Source organism: Streptomyces sp. NPDC093260 (genome assembly GCF_040683715.1).
Classification (GTDB): Bacteria; Actinomycetota; Actinomycetes; order Streptomycetales; family Streptomycetaceae; genus Streptomyces; species Streptomyces sennicomposti.
Genome location: NZ_JBFBEK010000008.1, coordinates 25169 through 44446, shown reverse-complemented (window position 1 = coordinate 44446; position 19278 = coordinate 25169). Strand labels below are relative to the sequence as shown.

Here is a 19278-nt window from a genome sequence, read left to right as displayed (position 1 = left end):
GCGATGGGTTGGGGAGTCGCCGGGCCCGCTGTCGGTCCTGTCCGAAGTGTGGTCCGCCGCTTGCGGTAATCGTGCAGAGAAGTGCTGGACTCCTCCGGCGCGTCTGGTTCGGGGCTGCGCGCACCATGAGACTGGCAGCCAGCCGGGGCGGCCTGCCCGCGGCAGTGTGCCGGCCGCCGGACCTCAATGGCCCGTCGTCGTAGGAGGAGTGAAGATGCGTCTGCGCAAGCGCGTGACAGCCGCGATGTTCATGAGCACAGCGGTCTTCACCGCCCTCGCCCCCCAGGCCATGGCCGTCCCCATGCCCTGGGAGACCAGCAAGACCCCCACGACCGCCACCCACCACACCGTCTCCACAGCGGCCGGCGACAGCGGCATCGTCACCGTGCTGTGCGGGCCGCCCTGCTACCAGTAGGCCGCCACCACGCGGGGGAGGGCTCGAGGACGCCACGTTCCCCGCCCCTGGCGTCCGGTAGGCCACCGGCACGTTCAGCGTGTCGTGGCCGGTCTCCCACCACCCACCGCACCGCGGCCTCGATCCCGCGCCGCCACGCGGACGCTCCCGCCCTTCGCGCCCCGCCGGATGACGGGCCCGAGGCGGCGCGCAACGTCCCTCGCCGCATACCGGGTGCCCGCGGTCGGCGTTCCCCTCTGACCGCGGGCACCCGTGGAGTTGGTGGACCTCTGGCACCCGTCAGCCGCGCGGGACGACCATCGACTGGACGTCCGGCAGGGCCTTCCAGTCATTGGAGGCCACCGTGGCGTGTGCCTTGGCCAGTTGGGTGACCCGGGCCTGTGCGTCGGCCGTCGACGGGTTGACGTCGTCCAGCGCCGGCGGCACGTTCTGCGCGTCGGTCATGAACAGCAGGTAGTGGTGGGTGTCGTACCAGCCGGTGTCGATACTGCCGTTGAGGTATGTGGCCGCGTCACCGTCGAAGGCCACGAACCAAGGGCGCAGCGACGTGTCGGAGTAGCGCGAACGGGGGTCTCCTGCCTGGGCGTTGTGCACCGAAGGGAAGACGTTCGCCTGTGATGTCCTGCCCTGGGTGTGCAGGTCGCGCAGGTAGCCCGCGTACTCCTGGTCGGTCCACAGAGAGTCGGTCGGGTTGCTCTCCTCGACCGTGCCGGGAATGACCTCGAGGATGACCTTGCCGGCCAGTTGCTGCCGAGTGGGCCAGTTTCCGGCGGAAGCGGCCGCGTCGAGCGTGGCGTACTGCCCGCCGCCTGGCTTGTCGAGCAGGTCGGACGGCTTGAACACCAGCCCGCCGAGGTGCGCGCTGATGGACTGGTCGAGCTTGGCCGGGCTCATGCCGAACGTGGCCTGGAAGCCCGCCTTCATCTCCAGCTTGATGTACAGCGGGCCGTGCCCGGGGTGCGCCCCGAGCCACAGCCGGACGTCGTCCAGGCAGCTCTCCAGGTCCTTGTTCGCCCCGCCGGTGTAGAGCTGGGAGGCCGAGGACGCGTTGACGCAGTTGTTCGAGTTGCCCGTCGGGTTGGAGTGGCTCACCTTCCACTCCTGGGTGAAGAAGTCGTCCCAGACGTCGAGTTCGATCATCGAGGTGCCCGTGTCGAGAGCCTGGGCCAGATACGTGAAGGCGCCAGGGTCGTAGCTGTTGTGCAGGCCTGACGTCGTGGCGCCGGACAGTGGTAGCGCGTCCGTGCCGGCGGCGGAGGCGGTGACGCCCCCCGGGCCGGCCATGGTGAACGCCAGGCACGCGGTGAGTGTCCCGAGCAGCGCGGCGCGCACGACGGCGCGTGGCCGGAACAGAGCTCGGCGGGTGAACGGTCCGGTCACGTGCCCTCCTGTGGGTGTGGTTCTCCGTCAAGGACGGTGACGGCCAAGTGTGAATCGACGGAGACATGACACGTAACACGACCTGGAATCCTCCTGTCAGCTCCACTTCGAGCCGAACTCCACCACGCGGCACGGAGGTTCATGTATGTAGCGCCCCGGGGCCCGGTGGGGGCTGTCGTGTGCCCCGGCTTGCGTGGGAGCGAGTTGCTCGACGCCCAGGGCTCGCACAGAAGCAAGGTGCTGCTTCCCGCGATGCGGCTCGTTGTTGTGCTGTGAGCGTCTCCCAGGAGGTCCGTGACCAACTCGCAGTGATGTTCTGGAGGTTGTTCCCGCGTCTGCATGAGCGGCTGCGGCGGTCGTGGACGTTGATCCGGGTCTGCGGCCCGCGCAAGAACCCGGCTGTCAGTGGCGACCGGCCGGTGAGCCGGTACTGGTCAGGACGCACGACTTCCTGGACGGGCAGGGACCGGGCAAGGCGATCCCGTACGGGATCCATGGCATCGCTGCGAACACCGGCTGGGTCCGTGCCGGCATCGATCACGACACCGCCGTGTTCGCAGTCGCCTCTGTTCGCCGCTGGTGGCGGGCGCGGGGCCGGCACGACTGTCCGGCCGCCGGCCGGCTGCTGATCACCGCGGACGCAGGCGGGTCCAACGGCTACCGCACCCGGGCCTGTAAGACCGAAATCGCTGCCGTGGCCGCAGGGACGGGCCTGGACAACACGGTCTGCCACATGCCGCGGTTGGCCCAGGACGCGTACGGGACCAGGTATGTTGCCGCGTCTCGTGCCGTGGTGATCGCGGGTTGGGGAGCCGGCCACCGCACGCGCCGCGGCAGCAGCGGTGGGCGTCCTTGGCGGGGATGCCAGGCAGGCCACTTCGCCTGCTCGCCCCAGTCCGCCCGGCGGGCGCTGCCGAAGCCCACGGCACCGGATGCCCCCAGCCGGACACGGGTGTCAACTGCTCATCCGCCCACTCGGCGAAGGTGGTGAGCGGGATGCCCAACTCCCGGGCGAACTCGGGCCGGGCCGGCTGGAGGACCACGTTGTTCCACTCGTGTCCGGCTCCCCACTTCGGCATCCCCGCGGACAGGGCCTCTTCCACCGTCATGGAAGGCGCAGTGACGCGAGGAAGGCCACGGCGGCGGCGACCTCCTCCGGGGTCCCCTGCGGCCGATCGGAACTCCCGCCGAGCTTGCCGCGCCACCCGAAGCGAGGAACCGCTCCCTGATCAGCGACATCGCCAGCCCTCAAGGTCTCCGCGTCGGGCCACCCCGCTGATCGCGGCGGCCTCGCAGGCATCGGCCACCGGCTTTCGGATCCCGACCGAGACCGGGCACCGGCTCGGCAACAGCTACGTGCAGCAGCGGGCCGACCTGGTGGTGCGGGCGCCGGAGGCCCGAGTGCCGGTGCTGCTGCTGGAGACCGACCCCCGTACCGAGGACGCGCACGACCTGGTCGCCAAGCTGCGCCGGTACGGGAGTGGGGCCGGCTGCTCCCGAAGGACGCGGACCAGCTCACCGGCGGCCCGCCGGTGAGCTGGTCCGCCCGGCTCACGGGGTCGGCCGACGGGTCACACCGGGTCGATCACCCAGCGGGACGCCGTGCTGATGGTGGGCTGGAAGACGACCGTGGCCCCCACCTTTCCGTTCGCGTCCAAGTACTTGCCGCTCTGGTCGTGCCGGATGGACTTCGGGCTCCCGGACGTGGTCGTCCACTTCTGGTACGCGCCGCCGTTGCAGGGGAACGTGTAGACGTCCGCGCCGTTCCCGTCGAGGCAGTGGCCCGAGGCCGGGTTCCTGAAGACGCCGCCGCTGATCTGCCACACCTGCTTCGCGCTGCGGTCGCAGGTGCCGAGGACCAGATTGCCCTTGCCGCCCGAGATGTTGACCTGGAGGCAGGAGTTGCTGCTGTTACCGTTGATCACCTGGTAGTTCACGGCCGCCGCCTGGGCCGAGGCCGCGCCGCCGACCAGCAGCGCCGAACCGCATGCGAGCGCCGCGCCCGCGCCGGCGAGTCGGGTGAGGCTTGCCTTGAGTTCCATGATTGATCCCCTCGTCGAGTTCGAGTCGTTGGCGTGCCGTCTGTGCCGCCGTCCACGTTGCCGGGTGGCGCCGCTCGGGCGCGGTGGTCCCGGAGGAGCCCGGATCCGCTGGGCTCCGGCGCTGGACGCGCCGCGTCCGAGGGCTCCGGAGTCCGGACGGTTCCGGAGAGCGGAGCGGGGGAAAGTCGCGTACATGAGGGGACCTGGCTCACCACAAGGCTGGTTCGTCAGCCGGTTGCAGCGGTTGCGCACGTCCGCGGGCTCACCGGCCCAGGCGCTGTTGCTGGCCCATGACGAGCACAAGGTCCTCACCCGGTCGTCGCTGTCGGACCTGCTGTCGGGCAAGTTCAGCAGACCACCCCCCTGGGAGCGGGTCGCGGCCTATGTGACCGCCTGCGTCCGCGCCGCGCACGCCGGTCGGATCGACCTCTCCTGCGAGGAGGAACTCGCGCGGCTGCGGAGCGACCACGCCACGCTCACCGACCTGTTGGAGAGCGCCGGCGGAGAGTTCCGCGCGCCGGCGGCCCGCCCTCCGGGCCCGCGGCAGCGTCCGGCGACCTACCGGCTGCCGCCGCGCAACACCCACTTCACCGGCCGCGACGCCACCTTGCGCGAGTTGCGGCAGCGCCTGGCCGCGGACGGCGGAAGCGCGATGCACGTCGTGCACGGACTGGGCGGCGTCGGCAAGACACAGCTCGCGGTCGAATACGCCTACCTCTACCGGTCGAAATACCGGTTCGTGGCGTTCGTGGACGCAGAGGACCCCACTCTGGTGCCCTCGCAGTTCGCCTCGCTGGCCCGGGAGCTGGGACTGGCGGAGGTGAACTCCGAACAGGTCGTCCCCCGGGTCTACGGCGAACTGCGGAACCACCGGCCCTGGCTGATCATCTTCGACAACGGCGAAAGACCCGGCACGCTCCTGGACGCGCTGCCGTCGGGTGACCTGGGCAGCGGCGGCCACCTCATCGTCACGACCAGGCTGCGCGGCTGGACGGGCAGAGCCGCCGTCGTCGACCTGGACGTCTTCTCCAGGCGGGAGGCAGTGGAACTGCTGACCCGGCGGGTGTACGGCATGACCGCAGCGGTGGCGGACCGGATCGCCGAGCACCTGGGGGACCTGCCGCTGGCACTGGAGCAGGCGGCCGGGTACATGGACTACCACCACACCGCGCCCGCGGAGTACCTGGCCCTGCTGGCGTCGCGGCTGGAGGACATGATCGCACTGGGCGAACTGACCGACCGGCCCGCGGTGGTGGTCGCGACCCTGTGGCAGCTCAGCGTGCGCAAGCTGCAGAGCCAGCGGCCGCAGGCCATGCGGCTGCTGGAGCTGTGTGCGCTGCTGGCACCGGAGCCGATCCCGCTGGACCTGTTCGGTGACGGCAAGGAACCGCTGATCGCGGCGGCTGCCGACCCGGTGGCGTGGGACACGACGGTCGGCGCTCTGGCGGGCCTGGGGCTCGCCCGGCGCGGCGCGTCCTCCCTGGTGCTGCACCGCCTGGTGCAGGCCGCCATCCGCGCCGCGATGCCGGACGACGTGCGCACCGACGCGCGCACGCGACTGTGCCGGGCGCTGCTCGCGGCCGTGCCGCACGACATCCACGGTGACCCGCAGGCGCGGTCGCGATGGCAGGAACTGCTCCCGCACGCGCTCGCGGTGACCAAGGACGAGCCGCCGGCCGAGTGCGCCGCCGAGACGGCGACGCTGCTGCGGCTGGCGTCCGCCTTCCTCCTCTCGATCGGGGAGCACTCGGTGGCACTGCCCCTGTGCGATCGGGCTCTCGCGATCGACGAATCACTCGGACAGCGGGACGCGGAGATCGGCTTCGACCTGATCACCCTGGCGCAGATCCACCGGGACCACGGCGCTCCGGAGCGGACGCGTCCGCTGGCGGAACGTGCGCTGGGCCTGCACGAGTCCTGTCTGCCGGCGGACAGTCCCGCCATCGCGACGGACCTGGCCACCCTGGCCCGGATCCGCCACCTCCTCGGTGATCACGAGGCGGCGGTGCCCCTGGCCGAGCGGGCGCTGCGGATCGACGAGGCGGCGTACGGGCCGGACGACCCGTACGTGAGCTTCGACCTGGTAGCCCTGGCCAGTGTCCACCTCGACCTGGACGACCACGCCGTGGCCGTGCCGCTGATCTCCCGGGCGTTACGGATCCGCGAGGCCAGTTACGCGCCGGACCACCTGTACATCGGGTACGCCCTGCTGCTCAAGGCCCGGGCCGTGCACGCGCTGGGCGACCCGACCGCGGCGGCCCTCGCGCGCAGGGGCGCACTCATCCTGAACACCCGGCTGGGCACGTCCCACCCCAAGACGGAGGACGCCTTCGCTCTGGCCAAGCACTTACTGGAAGGCGGTAACTGCCGCGAACACGGGGAACGCTCCGCAGCCGCCCAGGCTCACGGGAGGGAGGCCGCCTCACCGGTCCCGGGGCGCCTCCGTCACGGGCACCGGGGACGGTGACGTGAGCCGTCGCCGGCGGCTCGGAAGTGGCAGCGGAACCCCCTGAAAGGCGAGAACACCTACCGCATCGCCCAGTACTTCGGGAAGGATCGCTCCACCAGGAGACCTCTCGTGGCATGTCGCGGAGCCTGGCGAGCGGAGCTAGGTCGAGGCCGCGGACGCGCCGTTCGCTGGAACCTTTGAGCACCCCACCTACGAGGACGGCTTCCGTCACAGGTTTGAGTTGATGGGCGCATTGCGCTGGTGACCTGGCCAACGGCATCGAGTCGGCCTGCTGTCAGGCGGCCCGTACGCATCCGGTGGCGCCAGGGTCCGGCCCTCGCAGTGCAGTGAAGCCCACGCCCAGCTTCTCCTCGTGAGCCGCCCGCCTTCGGTCGGCCCTCCCGGCGCTGATCGCCCGCGCAGACCGCGGCCACGCCCGCTTCCGCGCGGTCGAGGGGCAGATCGGCTACTTCCGGCGCCACCACTTCGTCCCGGTCCCGAGGTGTCCTCGCTCGCCGAGCTGAGGTCTTGGCCAAGGCTGAAGCGTCCGACCGAAACTCGTCGGCTTTCAGCTACGCGGCGGGGTTCGTGGGCAGGAGCCGGGCACCTCTGATCGCGATCAGTACCGCCCCCACGTCCATCCGATCGCCCCGAACCGCGTCATGTTCCGGCCGGGACGGCCCGAAGCCCGACTGAGGGCGTCCCCTGGGGCGCGGCCCAGGATGCGGCATCCGTCGCGCCCTGGCGGGTTGCGCCGGCTGTTGCGCCACGAGTTGCGCCCGAGGTTGCGTCGGGCGTTGCGCCAAAGGGTGCGCGCGCCTTCTGTGCCTGTCCGAGTCCGTACTGGTCACCACGCTGTTCTCGGGAGGGTGGGGCGTTGACATCCCCTGTGAGCACCCCCGTGTCCGGCCAGCGGCCTGGTGGGAAGAGAAGGCGGGTGCGAGGCGGGCGGGAGGGCGGTGGTGCTCTCGGGGAGCGGGCGGTCGGTTGGGGTGCTCACGCGTCGGCGGCGCCGCGCGTGGCCGAGGGCAGGCCTGCCCCCCCGGCGCTCTGCGCGGTCGCTGAGGTGACGCGAGGGGCCCGGGAATCGTCGAAACCTCTTACTGAGGTTGACTCCTGTCGCCGGGTCGCCCAGGTGAGTCTGACTGCCGGGGCGGTCTCGGCGAGGCGGCAGTCCATGACCAGACCGCCGGCCGCCGCGGATCACCTGGCGCGCTCGGTACGGTCGTCGTACTCTTCGCGGGCGGTGATGACTTCTTCGATGTGCAGCACGGACCACTCCGTGAGCGCCTTGAGCGGTTCCCGGAGCGTCTGGCCGAGCGCGGTCAGCTCGTACTCCACGTGCGGCGGCACCTCTGGGTAGACGGTCCGGCTGACCAGCCCGTCGCGTTCGAGGGTGCGCAGCGTCTGGGTGAGCATCTTCTCGCTCACGCCCGCCAGCGCCTGCCGGAGCCGACCGAACCGGGAGGTCCCGTTCCGGCCGAGCTCGCCCAGCACGAGGACCGCCCACTTGCTGCCGATCTGGTCGAGCAGGTCCCGCGACGGGCAACCGCGCTCGTAAGGATCGAATGACGGTATGGGCTCGGTCACGTTCTCGACAGCCGTCATGCGTCTCACCTCCATGCTATCGGCCTGGTAAGTACCGTACCAATTGGTGGCTACTCCCCAGCAGAGAGTGTCCAGGTCATTCTGTGTTCCATCCCGCTGCGGACGGACCGCGGCAGGCGTGCGGAGCACGCGTGGAGGGAAGGAACGACCATCATGTCGATCGTCATCACCGGGGCCACCGGCCGGCTGGGCAGGCTCACCGTTGAGGCGCTGCTGCGGCGCGGGATCCCGGCCGCGGACATCATCGCGACCGGCAGGGACGTCGCCAGGATCAAGGACCTGGCCGACCGAGGCGTCACGGTACGCCGCGCCGACTTCGCGGACACCGACGGCCTGGTCGAGGCATTTGCGGGGGCGGACAGGCTGCTGCTTGTCTCGGCCTCCGTCCCCGTGGACGAGCGGGTCGCCAACCACCGCCGCGTGATCGACGCCGCAGCGTCCGCAGGCGTGTCACTGGTGGCGTACACGAGCACGACGCACGCGGACACGGTCACCACCGTCCTCGGCGCCACGCACCGAGAGACCGAGGAGTATCTGCGGGACCACGGAATCCCCGGCGTGCTGCTGCGCAACAGCTGGTACCTGGAGAACTACACCAGCCAACTGCCGCAGATCCTGCAGAACGGCGCCGTCGTCGGCGCCGCAGGCGAGGGGCGGATCAGCGCCGCGTCCCGCGCCGACTACGCCGAGGCCGCAGCGGTCGTCCTCACCACCGAAGGCCACACCGGCACCGTGTACGAACTGGGCGGCGACGAATCCTTCACGCTGACTGAGCTCGCCGCCGCGATGTCCGCTGCAACCGGCAGGCAGGTTACCTACACTGACCTCCCGGTGACCGACCTCGCCCAGGTACTGGCCGCTGCGGGCCTGCCCGCCGAGCTGGCGGAGGTCCTCGCCGACGCTGACCGCGGCATGAACCGCGGCGAGATGTACACCGACTCCGGCGACCTGCGCCGCCTGATCGGCCGCCCGCCCGTGACCCTGGCCGAGGCACTCGAGGTCGCCCTGCAGAAGACGCAATGACGTCAACCGTACGCCGGGGTGTAGTGGCGAACATGTGGTCCCTTGGTCGTGTCGTCGGCCGTATGAGGGTGGCGTTGCGGGGTAGAACGGTTGTTGGTTCGTGTGGTTGCGCGAGCCGGAGCAGGCCCGATCGCCGGGCTGTTCCTGGGCATGGATGAAGGATCAACTGGTATGGCCAGCGGCACCGTGAAGTGGTTCAACGCCGAAAAGGGTTTCGGCTTCATCGAGCAGGACGGCGGGGGCCCGGACGTCTTTGCGCACTACTCCGAGATCAAGGGCAGCGGGTACCGCGAGCTGACCGAGGGTGAGCACGTCACGTTCGACATCGGCCAGGGTCAGAAGGGTCCGCAGGCGCAGAACATCGTCCGCGGCTGAGCGGGCAGAAGAGAGCGTAGAGCGAGGCGGCTGTCCGGTCCGGCAGTCGCCTCGCTCATGCAGGCGGCTCGTACGGCGGTGTGGGTTGGCCCGGTCTCTTGTGTGCTGCCTGGCCACGATGGGTCACGCCGGAGGTCCCGGCCGCCGGGCCGGACGCTCCGAGTGCCTCAGCGAGTCCGGCCCAAGGCAGGAGTGTTGTCGCAAGGGCCCCGGGCTGCGAGTGCTGAGCAGGGTTCCGGACCGGGTGCAGCCTCAGCTGTCCACCCCGGCTTCCCACTTGCGCCGGCGCAGCATGTGGTCGCTGAAGAGATGTCTGCTCCGGTCGAGCAGTTCACCCACCTCCGCGTCGCCGCACCGGCCGTCCGAGGACGGATGCCAGCGCTGCACTGATTGCGCGGCCCAGGTGCGCAGCTTCACGTCGGGGTCCTCGAACAGGCCGACCGCTGCCCGCAGCGCCACGATGCCGCCGCGCGCGTCGAGCAGCCGGAACGCACCGACGCGGATGTGCCGCGGCCGCTCGGAGCTGGTGCGCTCCAGTAGCCAGTCGGCGGGTAGTTCCTTGGCCGAGGGCAGCAGGGCGGTGGCGGTCTCGCGGACGACCTCGGCGGCAGGGTCGTCGAGGAGCGGCCGCATCTGCTTCGCATCCGCGCAGTCCAGTGCCCGCAACCCTGCTACCGCTCGCGCCCGCACCCCGGCCCCCGGGTGCGAGAGCAGAGGCTGCAGCAGACCGGCGTCCGCGCGGTTCCCGCACTCGGCCAGTCCGATGACCGCACCGGGCGGCAACTCCGGGTCGTCAGGTGTCGTGCACTGCTCCCGGTACCAGGCCGCCGGGTCACCACCCTGCTGTCGTACGACATACCGGGCACAAGCCCGCACGAGCGCGGAACGGTCGCTGAGAAACGGCTCTGCCTGCTTCGGTCGTCCCGCCCGTCTCAGCGCGGTGACGCCGGCCGAACGGACACGCGGGTCGCGTGCGGACAGCAGTGGAGGCAGCGCACCTTCGAAATCATCCTCATCCCGCAGAGCCGTGAGCGCCGCTGTGGCACACAGGTCCTGGACCACGGTGTCCTGGTCCGCGGCGGCCGCGCGGGCCAGCTCGGCGGGGCGGAGCAGTCGGCCCTCGATGGCCAGCCGGTACGCGAACCGCCGAACGACGCGGTCGGGGTCAGCGAAGAGAACAGCGAGCTGCCCGTGGGATGCCTGGCGCAGGATCTGGCCGAGTACGTCGACGCCGAAGGCACCTCTGTCGCGGCGGCCGACGCGGAGGATGAGCGGCGCGAGGTCGAGGGCGGAGGCCACGTTCAGGGTCTCGCGCAGCAGCCGCCGCGCGTGCTCGCGCACCGGGCCGGCCCAGTCGGCGCAACGGATCACGACCAACGGCAGCAGACCGGGGTACCGGACCGACTGACGCACCGCCTCCTGACGGATCCGCCCGTCGCGGTGGCAGAGGGCGAGGGCGAGCCGGGACTCGACGAGCTGAGTCAGGTCGGCGGGCAGTGGGGCGGAGTGCTCCCACTCCGGCAGGAACTGAGGGCGGTGCCAGGCCACCTCACGCACTCCTGCGTCCAGCGCGAGCCAGTCAGCGGGGTCGGCGACATCAAGCGCACTTCGAAGCGGCGCACCACCCGCGAGCCGCTCTGCCGCCGCTGTCCCGGCCTCGATGTTCTCAAGCATTCCCGCCCCTCCAGCCGTCGTGCCAAGTGATCGTAGGAGCCAGACGGCGCGTAGGGCGCGGGAAATACGGCCGTGATCGCCGAAGGCCGCCGCTCGGCACCCTGCTCACCAGAAGCCGCACGTGGTGACATCGCCCCTGCTTGGCTTGCCACTGGTGACAGGTAGCGCGCGGCATCGGAGACAAGCAGGGAGCGGGCCACGAGCAGGCCCTGGCCGACGCCGGCGGCGGCCTGCTGGCGGGCGAGGTCCTCGGGGCGGCGGCGCAGGCCGAGCAGGGCGAGAGCGGCGGCGACGGTGCCGGAGGAGACGAGGACGACCTCCTTGCGCCCGGGACCGCCGTGCTTGGCGAGGACGCCGGCGAGGGCGTCCACCCGGCCGGCGTCCAGGCCGGCGGCGGCGGTCAGCGACGAGGAGCAATCCACGCGAGCCGGCCGGCGACCGCTCGTTCGTCCAGTACCCGGACGAATGGCCGGATCGCACCGCGAAGCGCTTCTGAAACGTGAGGTGTCTCTCACCTGCCGCTCAAGCCCGGTGGATCGGCTTCCGGTTGACCGGAAGATGGCGCAAAACCATCGGTGGGGGTCTGGTTTTGGCCAACGCATCCTTCACGGGTGTTCAACAAACTCCCCGGAGTGCGTATCTTCACGTGGCGCTCAGTCGTGTCCCTGCTCAACTTCTGCACCAACGGGGGGACATGCGCGCGGCCGACACCAGTCCGTCCGGCGGCGTTCCGCCGCCTTCGCGCAGCCGTCGGACACCGACAACGAAGGACCGCTTTGGACACCACCTACTGGAGCAGACGACGCGTGCTCGGCGCCCTCGCCGCCACCGCGGCCGTCACCGCCACGTCGAGTCTCGTTCTCAACCCCGTCGCCGCCTGGGCCGCCGACACGCTCCCGGCGGACGACGACGGCGACCCGCTCAACCTGCCCGACACCGACCGGGCGAAGGCCGTGAAGGCCTGGCTGCTGGGCGGTCCGGCCGTGCGCGCCGCCGCGGAACTGGCGCTGAGCGGCACCGACGCCGACATCCAGACCTTCCTGACCACCGAGCTGCCCGCGGCCACGGCCGAGGACAACCGCGTGGCCGTCCTGACCTCGCTGGCGGGGGGCGGCACGGGCACCCGGCGGGCCGCCTCCGCCGCGCTCGACGGCGGCGACGCGGCCATCACCGACTACCTCGGCACCGGCTTCAAGACCGCGATCGTGGAGGACCTGCGCGTCGCCACCAGTACCGTGATGGCGACCGGGGACAAGGCCGTGCGCCGGGACGGCGACGCCGCCCTGAGCGCCGGCACGCAGGAGGCCCTGGAGGACTTCCTCACCGAGGGGCAGTACAGCGCCCGCCTGGAGGACATGCGCTTCCAGGTCTCCGCGCTCACCGTGAACGCGGGTCCCGAGGTGCAGAAGTACGCCACCCGTGCGCTGGACGGCACCGCCGACGACATCGAGTGGTTCCTCGACACCGGCCAGCACATCGCCCGGGCCCGGGACCAGGAGTCGGCCAAGATCGAGGAACTGGTCGCGGTCGTCGAGCGCGAGGGCAAGATCGCCGACGCGAAGACGAAGGAGGCCGAGGAGGCCGCCGCCCGCGCCGTCGAGGCCGCCGCGAAGGCCAAGGAGGCCGCCGAGAAGGCCGCGGCCGAGGCCCAGGCCGCCCAGGATGACGTGGTCAAGTCGGGCAAGGCCGCCCGCAAGGCGGCGCAGGCCGCGCAGGGCGCCGCCGACTCCTCCCGGGTCGCGATCCGCGCCTCGCACGCCGCCGTGCAGGCTTCCCGCCGGGCCGCCTACGCCGCCACCGCCGCGAGCCAGGCGGCGGCCACCGCCGGTTCCGCCGCCGCCCGTGCCTACAACGCGGCCATCGCCGCCTCCAAGGACGCCTCCAAGGCGTCCGCCGCCAAGGACGCCGCCGTCGCCGCGCGCAACGCCGCCGCCAAGGCGCGCAGCGCCGCGAAGGCCGCCGACTACGCGGCCACTTCCTCCGCGCAGGCCGCGAGCGCCGGTTCGGCCGCCGCCTCGGCCGCCCGCAACGCGGCCGCCGCCGCGAACGCCTCCGCCTCCGCCGCGTCCGCCGCGGGCAAGGCGCAGGCCGAGGCCGCGGAGGCCAGGCGGCAGGCGCAGATCGCCAGCAGCAACGCGCAGATCGCCACCAACGCGGCCGGTACGGCGCAGGCGTTGGCGAACACCGCGGCCAGTGCCGCGCGTACCGCACGGGACGCCGCCAACAGCGCGGCCGACCATGCGGACAAGGCCGCGGACGCCGCGGAGTGGGCCGTCAAGTACGCGGGCCAGGCCGTCGAGTACGCGAAGAAGTCCACCGAGTTCGCCAACGCGGCCACCGAGGCGGCCAACACCGCGACCGACGCCGTCAACCAGGCGGTCACGGTGGAGAAGCAGGCCCGCGACGCCGAGTGGCAGCGGCTGGACGAGGACCTGAAGCAGGCGCTGGAGGAGGCTCGCGACCTCGCGGAGATCGAGGACCGGGAGCGCGCGGAGTACGCCGAGAAGCGCACTCAGACCTCGCAGGCCGAGCAGGCCACCAAGGACCTCGTCGCGCAGGCCGAGGCGGCCCTGAAGGGCGGCGACCTGGGGCTCGCCGCCACCCTCGGGCGCAAGGCGGCCCTCGCCCACATGGACTCCCGCGGCTCCTGGTCGCGAGAGGCGGCCCGGTTCGCGCTGTCCGGCGCGGACGCCGACGTGCACGGCTGGATCGACACCGACCGGGCGCTGGCACAGAAGCAGGACGACCGCGAGACCGTCCTGTACCTGGCGCAGATCACCACCCCGGACGTGGCCGACGCCGCGACCAGGGCGCTGGAGAGCGACGACCCGGACGCCGGCACCTCCTTCCTCGCCACCGGTGTGGTCGAGGCCGCCGCGACGGACAACCGGGTCGCGGTCTCCCGTGTCCTGGCGGCCGGTCCGGGCAGCGCGGTGACGAAGGCGGCGAACGACGCCCTGAACGCGGGGACCGCCGAGGCGCTGCACGAGTTCCTCAGCGTCACCTACGAGGCGGCGCAGCGCGAGGACGACGCGGTCGCCACCGCCGCCCTCATCGACAAGGGCGGCCCGTACACCAAGGCGCACGCCCAGGCCGCGATGGAGGGCCCGACGTGGATGCGTCGCAACTTCATCGCCTCGGTGCAGTACAAGACCGCGCAGCTCGACTACGACTCGGCCGCCCACATCGCCGCCGTGCAGGGTGCGATCGCCGCCGCCGCGAAGATCGCGAACAAGGCGCAGGAGGACGCCGCCCGGGCGCAGGAGGCGGCGGCCAAGGCCCGTAACGCCGCCACCGAGGCGCTGCAGTGGGCCGACAAGGCGAAGAAGGCCGCCGACCAGGCCGCCGTGTCCGCGCAGCAGGCGGACGCGAACGCGGACGCCGCCGAGCAGTCGGCCAAGGACGCACAGGCCTCCGCCGACCGGGCGAAGGCCGCGGCGGCCACCGCCCGTACGGCCGCGCGCTCGGCGAACTACTCAGCCAACCGCGCGGTGGACGCCGCGCAGCGCGCGGTGGCGTCGGCGAACTCGGCGCAGGCGTCGGCGGCCTCGGCGCGCGCCTCGGCCGTCCAGGCGGGCAAGGACGCGCAGACCGCCGCCGCGGCGGCGAGCCAGGCCCACCAGATCGCCGCGGCCAAGCGGAAGGCGGAGATCGCGGCCGCGGCCAAGGCGGCGGCCGAGCAGGCCCGCAAGGCCAAGGAGGCCGGCCAGAACCCGGCCGACACGTCCGACAACGACGATGTCAAGGGCGGCCTGCCCTGGTGGAAGAATGACGCCCGGTGGCTGGCGAACGCCACCAACTGGGCGAGCATCGGGACCGGGTTCGCCTCGGCGGGCATCGGTCTGGTCGGGCTCGGGGTGGGTGTGTTCTTCCCGCCGGCCGGTCTGGCGCTCGAAGGCATCGCGACCGGGTTCGGATATGCCTCGCTCGCATTCACCGGACTGAACGTCCTGTTCACCGGAATCGGCTACGGCTGGACGAGCAGCGAGTTCCAGTCCTCCCTCGGGAGCGCCGCCCTCAGCGTGATCACGTTCGGGCAGTCCAAGTGGATCGGCGCGCTCGGCGGGGCCAAGGTGGCGACCAAGCTCACGCAGGTGGGACACGACCTCATCTCGCCGGTGACGGGTCTGCTCGGATCCCTCTTCTGACCGGCCCGGTGTAAGGTCCCCGGGATGGGCCGGCGGCGCATCCGCCGCCGGCCCTGCCGAATTCTCGAAAGGAGCGGCCGTGCTCGCGCGCCTTCCCCTCGGCTGGCTGCTGCTCATGGCGGCTCTCGCCACTTTCCTGCTCACCGCCGAGATGCACCGCTGGATGAAAGTCCGCAGGCTGACCCTGTGGGTGGCCGTCGTTTCCGCGGCCTGCTGCCTCGGCATGGTCGCGGTGGGAAACCTCCAGCAGCAGCACTGGAACGCGCGGCAGATGCTGGTTCTTTACTCCTTCACCTGGACGGGTCTCGCCCTCGGCCTGCTCCCCTCCGGCAAACTCTTCACCGAATGGTGCGAAGAATGGCGAAGGGGCGTACGCAGGGACAAGTACGAGTACCCTGCGCGATATCAGGCGGCCGTCTACGTTTCGGTTATCGTGATGGGATTTCTGGCGTTTCTGCTGGCCGTCTGAGAAACATCCCGCCGCTGTGATCCACCTCACAACGAGGCTTCCACTTTACGCCCCATTTAGGTAATTTGCGAAGTGGACAAGGGTTCATCGCAGAGGGTTTTATAGCCAAGTTCGAGCAGTTTCCCGACAGTCGGACAGAAGCCCGGTCAGGGCCGTATGCCAAATGAATGGCAGAACGGGCACGTCGCCATTCGTTCGATTGCCGGGAGTGGGGGCACTGCGCGTCACTTCCTGCTGCCTTCACACAACTGCATGAAATGCGCTCCGGACCATCCGCTCCGGAGACCGACGAGTGAGGACTGTGATGAAGGAACGTGCCGTAATGGCGAAGCCGAACCGGAGAAGGATCGCCGGCACCGTTCTGGCCGCCGCGGCCGCGGGCGCCCTGGCGGTCACGGCACTGACGGGCGGTACCTCCGCCGCCAAGGACGTCACGGCCGACTCGGTCACCTCCGTCGCCGGCGAGGCCCCGGGCTACGCCGTGGAGGACTTCAACTACCCGGGCGCGGACAAGATCCTCGCGGAGAAGAACATCGTCCTCAAGCGGGGCGACGGGCACATCACGCTCGCCGACTGCGCGAGCGGCACCGGCTTCCTCGAGGTCTGGGCCCGCAGCAAGGACAAGATCTGCTTCCAGGTCACCGGGAACACCGGCTGGCTGACGATGGAGATCCCCTCCGTCTACGCCGTCCGGGGCAACGACTACGCGGCCCAGGTGGACATGACCGTCGACTCGGAGCAGAAGAGCTTCGACATCGCCAAGAACACCTGGACCGCGGTCGGCGAGAGCGCCGACCCGCAGGGCCGGGAGCACATGCTCGTGGAGATCCGCACCTCCAAGTAACCGCGGGCCCCCGTCGTCCCGCCCCCTCCTCCGCGCGGCCGTACCGGCCCGCGGATCACAAGCTCAAGGACTTTCTACATGCCACAGTCAAGACACGTGCGTCTCGCCGCACTCGTCACCGCGGTCCTCGCCGGCCCCCTGGCCGTGTGCGCCGCGCCCGCGTCCGCCGTCACCGGCACCCCGGTCACGGACGCCTCCTTCGCCCCCACCGCGCAGGTCATCGTCGGCGACCACGACCACGGCTGCTCCGGCGTCCTGGTCGACACCGAATGGCTGCTCACCGCGGCCAGCTGCTTCGCCGACAACCCCGCCACGGACCTCACCGTGCCCGCCGGCAAGCCGAAGGTGAAGACGACCGCGACCATCGGCCGCACCGACCTGAGCGGCACCGACGGCGCCGTACGCGAGATCGTCGAACTGGTGCCCCGCACCGACCGCGACGTGGTGCTGGCCCGGCTGAACCGCCCGGTCACCAACGTCGCGCCCATCGCCCTGGCCACCACCGCGCCCGCCGCCGGTGAGGAGCTGAAGTTCGCCGGCTACGGGCGCAACAAGACCGAGTGGGCGCCCCTGAAGCTGCACAGCGGGTCGCTGACCGTGGACTCCACCGACGCCACCACGGCCACCGTCACCGGCAAGGACGGCGCTGCCGCCTGCATGGGCGACAGTGGCGGTCCCGTGGTGCGCACGAGCGGCGGCACCTCCCAGCTCGTCGCCCTCAGCAGCCGCTCCTACCAGGGTGGCTGCTTCGGCATCGACGCGGCCGAGACCCGCACCGGCGGTGTCACCGCCCGCGTCGACGACCTCGCCTCCTGGGTGAGCTCCAAGACCGGTGCCGCGCGCATCACCGACTTCAACTGCGACGGCGTCGAGGACGTCGCCATTGCCGACCCGAAGGCGGCCGTGGCCGGCAAGGACGGCGCGGGTGTCGTCCGCATCGTCTACGGCGGCGGCAAGGGCACCGCCGAGATCAACCAGGACCTCGACTGGGTACCCGGCGGCTCCGAGGCCGGCGACTGGTTCGGCGAGGCCATGGACACCGTCGACTACAACGAGGACGGCTGCACCGACCTCGTCGTCGGCACCCCCTCCGAGGACCTCGGCACCGCCGCCGACGCGGGCATGGCCGACATCCTGTACGGCGCCCCGGGCGGCATCGGCACCGGTTCCCTCAAGGACACCCACTTCGAGCAGGGCTCGGGCACCGGCTCCTTCAAGTCCTCCTCCCCGGAGGCCGGCGACCGCACCGGCCAGGCCATCGCGGCCGGCGTCACCGCCGCCGGCGAGCCGTTCGTCGTGATCGGCTCCCCGGGCGAGGCCATCGGCAGCGTCGCCAAGGCGGGCATGGCCTTCTACGTGCACGGCGACACCAACATCGCCATCAGCCAGGACAGCACCGGCGTGCCCGGCGCCGTGGAGGCGAACGACGGCTTCGGCGGCGCGGTCGCGGCCGACGCCAACCACATCGTCATCGCCGCGCCGAACGAGACCATCGGCACCGACGCGGACGCCGGCAACCTGGCGGTCTTCTCGCACCAGCTGAACTCCGAGAAGCGGCCCACCCCGCTGTTCGGCCTCGACCAGGACCTGGACGCCGTCTCCGGCGGCGCCGAGGCCGGTGACCTGTTCGGCAAGTCCGTGGCCATGGTGCCCTACCGCCCGTCGGGGGCGGCCAGTGCCAACGAGTCGATCCTCGTGGTTGGCGTGCCCGGCGAGGACCTGTCCGTCGACGGCGTCAACAAGACCGACGCCGGCATGGTGCAGACCTTCCGCATCGGCGCGGACGGCAAGTACACCCAGCTCAACTCGTACCTGTCCGGCACCGGTTCGGACACCGTGCCCGGCACCTCCGAGGCCGGTGACCGCTTCGGCACGGCCGTGGCCGCCGTGAACACCGCCCCGCGTGCGGTCAGCACCACGGCGACGATGAAGCTGGCCGTCGGCATCACCGACGAGGCCATCGGCACCACCGCCAAGGCCGGTGCCATCACCACCTTCTCGCTGCTCGGCTCGCCCGGCGCGAACAACCGCTGGATCGAGGCCGGCACCTCCGGCATCCCGGGTCCGGCCGGTGCCGACCAGCACCTCGGCCAGAGCATCCACTACAGCGGCACCCAGCTGTACCTGGGCATGCCCTACGGCCCGGGCAGCTACGGCACGGTCTATGCCCTGCCGCTGTCCAACGTGACCGCGGGCGGTTCCAACGCGGCGATCACCACGTACCAGCCCGGCAAGGGCGGTCTGCCGGCGGCCGGCGGGCGCTTCGGCTACGTGGTCCGCTAGCACCGCGGGACACAGCGCCTCGCTCCAGGCCGTCTCCGTCTCGGTCCCCGCCCGGCTCGTGTCACGGCCACCTGTCACGCTCCCCGTGAGCACACTCTGACCTGTGCAGATCACTGCGAACGGCGTTTCGCCGAGGAGAGCATGACAGCGTGGCGGGCGGGGCCGTCTCGTGTGGGCGGCAGAGGCTCAGGAGTCGTCCGCCACGACAGCGGGGCCTGCTCTACCGCTCAGGTATGCGCAGACCCCACCAGGGGTCGACGTGGATGGTGCGCGGGGGCCCGCCCTACGGGACGGGCTCCTGCGCAGACCCTCAGTCAGGGAAGCCGTTCCTTGACCACACGCACGATGCGCACAGCGAGTCGCGGAACGTGCAGCGTCAGCTGCGCCACGACCTGTCCCGCCCCGGCCCGGTCTCGGTGCCCGCCCGGCCCGCCGCTGCTGGCGGTTTCTGCTCGTTGCCCGGCCCGGTCGCGGGGCCCTTCGCCCCCCGGGGGAGGCGCGCCCGCGCCTCCCCGCCACACCCTTGCTGCGGTCCCGGCCCCCTGCCGTGCGGCCCGGGCTGTTTCCC

The 19278-nt window shown here is 71.4% G+C and carries 13 protein-coding genes and 3 pseudogenes; 10 read left to right on the top strand and 6 right to left on the bottom strand.

Translation table 11 applies throughout. The features are described from left to right. The first annotated feature begins 214 nt into the window (after positions 1-214). Positions 215-415, top strand: a complete 201-nt coding sequence (locus AB0N63_RS12385; RefSeq protein ID WP_365527704.1) for a hypothetical protein — start codon at positions 215-217, stop codon at positions 413-415. A 279-nt stretch (positions 416-694) separates the two neighbouring features. Here the strand turns inward: AB0N63_RS12385 and AB0N63_RS12380 are convergent, their stop codons facing one another. Continuing rightward, positions 695-1795 (bottom strand): phosphatidylinositol-specific phospholipase C domain-containing protein, encoded by a 1101-nt coding sequence (locus tag AB0N63_RS12380; protein ID WP_365527701.1) that lies wholly within the window; start codon positions 1793-1795, stop codon positions 695-697. A gap of 397 nt (positions 1796-2192) precedes the next feature. On the opposite strand from AB0N63_RS12380, the pseudogene AB0N63_RS12375 reads away from it, so the two are divergent. Beyond that, a pseudogene (locus tag AB0N63_RS12375) lies at positions 2193-2534 on the top strand (ISAzo13 family transposase); the annotation flags it as partial. Positions 2535-2748: 214 nt separating this feature from the next. Here the strand turns inward: AB0N63_RS12375 and AB0N63_RS12370 are convergent. Further along, positions 2749-2931 (bottom strand): annotated as a pseudogene (locus tag AB0N63_RS12370) (NmrA/HSCARG family protein); the annotation flags it as partial. A gap of 220 nt (positions 2932-3151) precedes the next feature. Here AB0N63_RS12370 and AB0N63_RS12365 point away from each other — a divergent pair. Continuing rightward, entirely contained in the window at positions 3152-3331 is a 180-nt protein-coding gene (locus AB0N63_RS12365) for a hypothetical protein (RefSeq protein WP_365527698.1), read from the top strand. Positions 3332-3366: 35 nt separating this feature from the next. Here the strand turns inward: AB0N63_RS12365 and AB0N63_RS12360 are convergent, their stop codons facing one another. After that, positions 3367-3837 carry a ricin-type beta-trefoil lectin domain protein gene (locus AB0N63_RS12360; protein ID WP_365527695.1) on the bottom strand — a complete coding sequence of 157 codons (471 nt, stop codon included), beginning with the start codon at positions 3835-3837 and terminating at the stop codon, positions 3367-3369. A 193-nt stretch (positions 3838-4030) separates the two neighbouring features. Between AB0N63_RS12360 and fxsT the strand changes: the two genes are divergently transcribed. Then, on the top strand, positions 4031-6304 hold the full coding sequence (gene fxsT, locus AB0N63_RS12355; RefSeq protein WP_365527693.1) for an FxSxx-COOH system tetratricopeptide repeat protein: 2274 nt from the start codon (positions 4031-4033) through the stop codon (positions 6302-6304). Positions 6305-7489: 1185 nt separating this feature from the next. On the opposite strand, the gene AB0N63_RS12350 is transcribed toward fxsT, so the two are convergent. Further along, complete coding sequence (locus tag AB0N63_RS12350; RefSeq protein WP_365527691.1) at positions 7490-7894, bottom strand: helix-turn-helix domain-containing protein; 405 nt, start codon at positions 7892-7894, stop codon at positions 7490-7492. Positions 7895-8047: 153 nt separating this feature from the next. On the opposite strand from AB0N63_RS12350, the gene AB0N63_RS12345 reads away from it, so the two are divergent. Further along, on the top strand, positions 8048-8917 hold the full coding sequence (locus AB0N63_RS12345) for an SDR family oxidoreductase (protein ID WP_365527688.1): 870 nt from the start codon (positions 8048-8050) through the stop codon (positions 8915-8917). Between the two features lie 171 nt (positions 8918-9088). After that, entirely contained in the window at positions 9089-9292 is a 204-nt protein-coding gene (locus tag AB0N63_RS12340; protein ID WP_055711351.1) for a cold-shock protein, read from the top strand. Positions 9293-9544: 252 nt separating this feature from the next. Here AB0N63_RS12340 and AB0N63_RS12335 read toward each other — a convergent pair whose 3' ends face one another. Both AB0N63_RS12335 and AB0N63_RS12330 read right to left on the bottom strand, forming a co-directional pair. Next, positions 9545-10966, bottom strand: a complete 1422-nt coding sequence (locus AB0N63_RS12335) for a hypothetical protein (RefSeq protein ID WP_365527686.1) — start codon at positions 10964-10966, stop codon at positions 9545-9547. Positions 10967-11157: 191 nt separating this feature from the next. Further along, positions 11158-11433, bottom strand: a pseudogene (locus AB0N63_RS12330) (glutamate 5-kinase); the annotation flags it as partial. A gap of 309 nt (positions 11434-11742) precedes the next feature. On the opposite strand from AB0N63_RS12330, the gene AB0N63_RS12325 reads away from it, so the two are divergent. From AB0N63_RS12325 to AB0N63_RS12310, 4 genes are all read left to right on the top strand, one after another. Further along, positions 11743-15114, top strand: coding sequence for an ALF repeat-containing protein (locus AB0N63_RS12325; protein WP_365527684.1), 3372 nt, complete (start codon positions 11743-11745; stop codon positions 15112-15114). 79 nt (positions 15115-15193) lie between these two features. Continuing rightward, positions 15194-15583, top strand: a complete 390-nt coding sequence (locus tag AB0N63_RS12320) for a hypothetical protein (protein ID WP_365527682.1) — start codon at positions 15194-15196, stop codon at positions 15581-15583. A gap of 322 nt (positions 15584-15905) precedes the next feature. Continuing rightward, positions 15906-16427, top strand: coding sequence for a hypothetical protein (locus AB0N63_RS12315; RefSeq protein ID WP_365527679.1), 522 nt, complete (start codon positions 15906-15908; stop codon positions 16425-16427). Between the two features lie 78 nt (positions 16428-16505). After that, the gene (locus AB0N63_RS12310) at positions 16506-18710 is read left to right on the top strand and encodes a trypsin-like serine protease (RefSeq protein ID WP_365527677.1); all 2205 of its coding nucleotides are present in this window, start codon (positions 16506-16508) and stop codon (positions 18708-18710) included. Positions 18711-19278: the final 568 nt, after the last annotated feature.

Bases quoted from the DNA above. Each gene is read 5' to 3' on its own strand.
- AB0N63_RS12335 (WP_365527686.1), bottom strand. From the start codon at position 10,966: ATGCTTGAGAACATCGAGGCCGGGACAGCGGCGGCAGAGCGGCTCGCG.
- AB0N63_RS12360 (WP_365527695.1), bottom strand. From the start codon at position 3,837: ATGGAACTCAAGGCAAGCCTCACCCGACTCGCCGGCGCGGGCGCGGCG.
- AB0N63_RS12340 (WP_055711351.1), top strand. From the start codon at position 9,089: ATGGCCAGCGGCACCGTGAAGTGGTTCAACGCCGAAAAGGGTTTCGGC.
- AB0N63_RS12310 (WP_365527677.1), top strand. From the start codon at position 16,506: ATGCCACAGTCAAGACACGTGCGTCTCGCCGCACTCGTCACCGCGGTC.
- fxsT (WP_365527693.1), top strand. From the start codon at position 4,031: ATGAGGGGACCTGGCTCACCACAAGGCTGGTTCGTCAGCCGGTTGCAG.
- AB0N63_RS12350 (WP_365527691.1), bottom strand. From the start codon at position 7,894: ATGACGGCTGTCGAGAACGTGACCGAGCCCATACCGTCATTCGATCCT.
- AB0N63_RS12385 (WP_365527704.1), top strand. From the start codon at position 215: ATGCGTCTGCGCAAGCGCGTGACAGCCGCGATGTTCATGAGCACAGCG.
- AB0N63_RS12345 (WP_365527688.1), top strand. From the start codon at position 8,048: ATGTCGATCGTCATCACCGGGGCCACCGGCCGGCTGGGCAGGCTCACC.
- AB0N63_RS12315 (WP_365527679.1), top strand. From the start codon at position 15,906: ATGGCGAAGCCGAACCGGAGAAGGATCGCCGGCACCGTTCTGGCCGCC.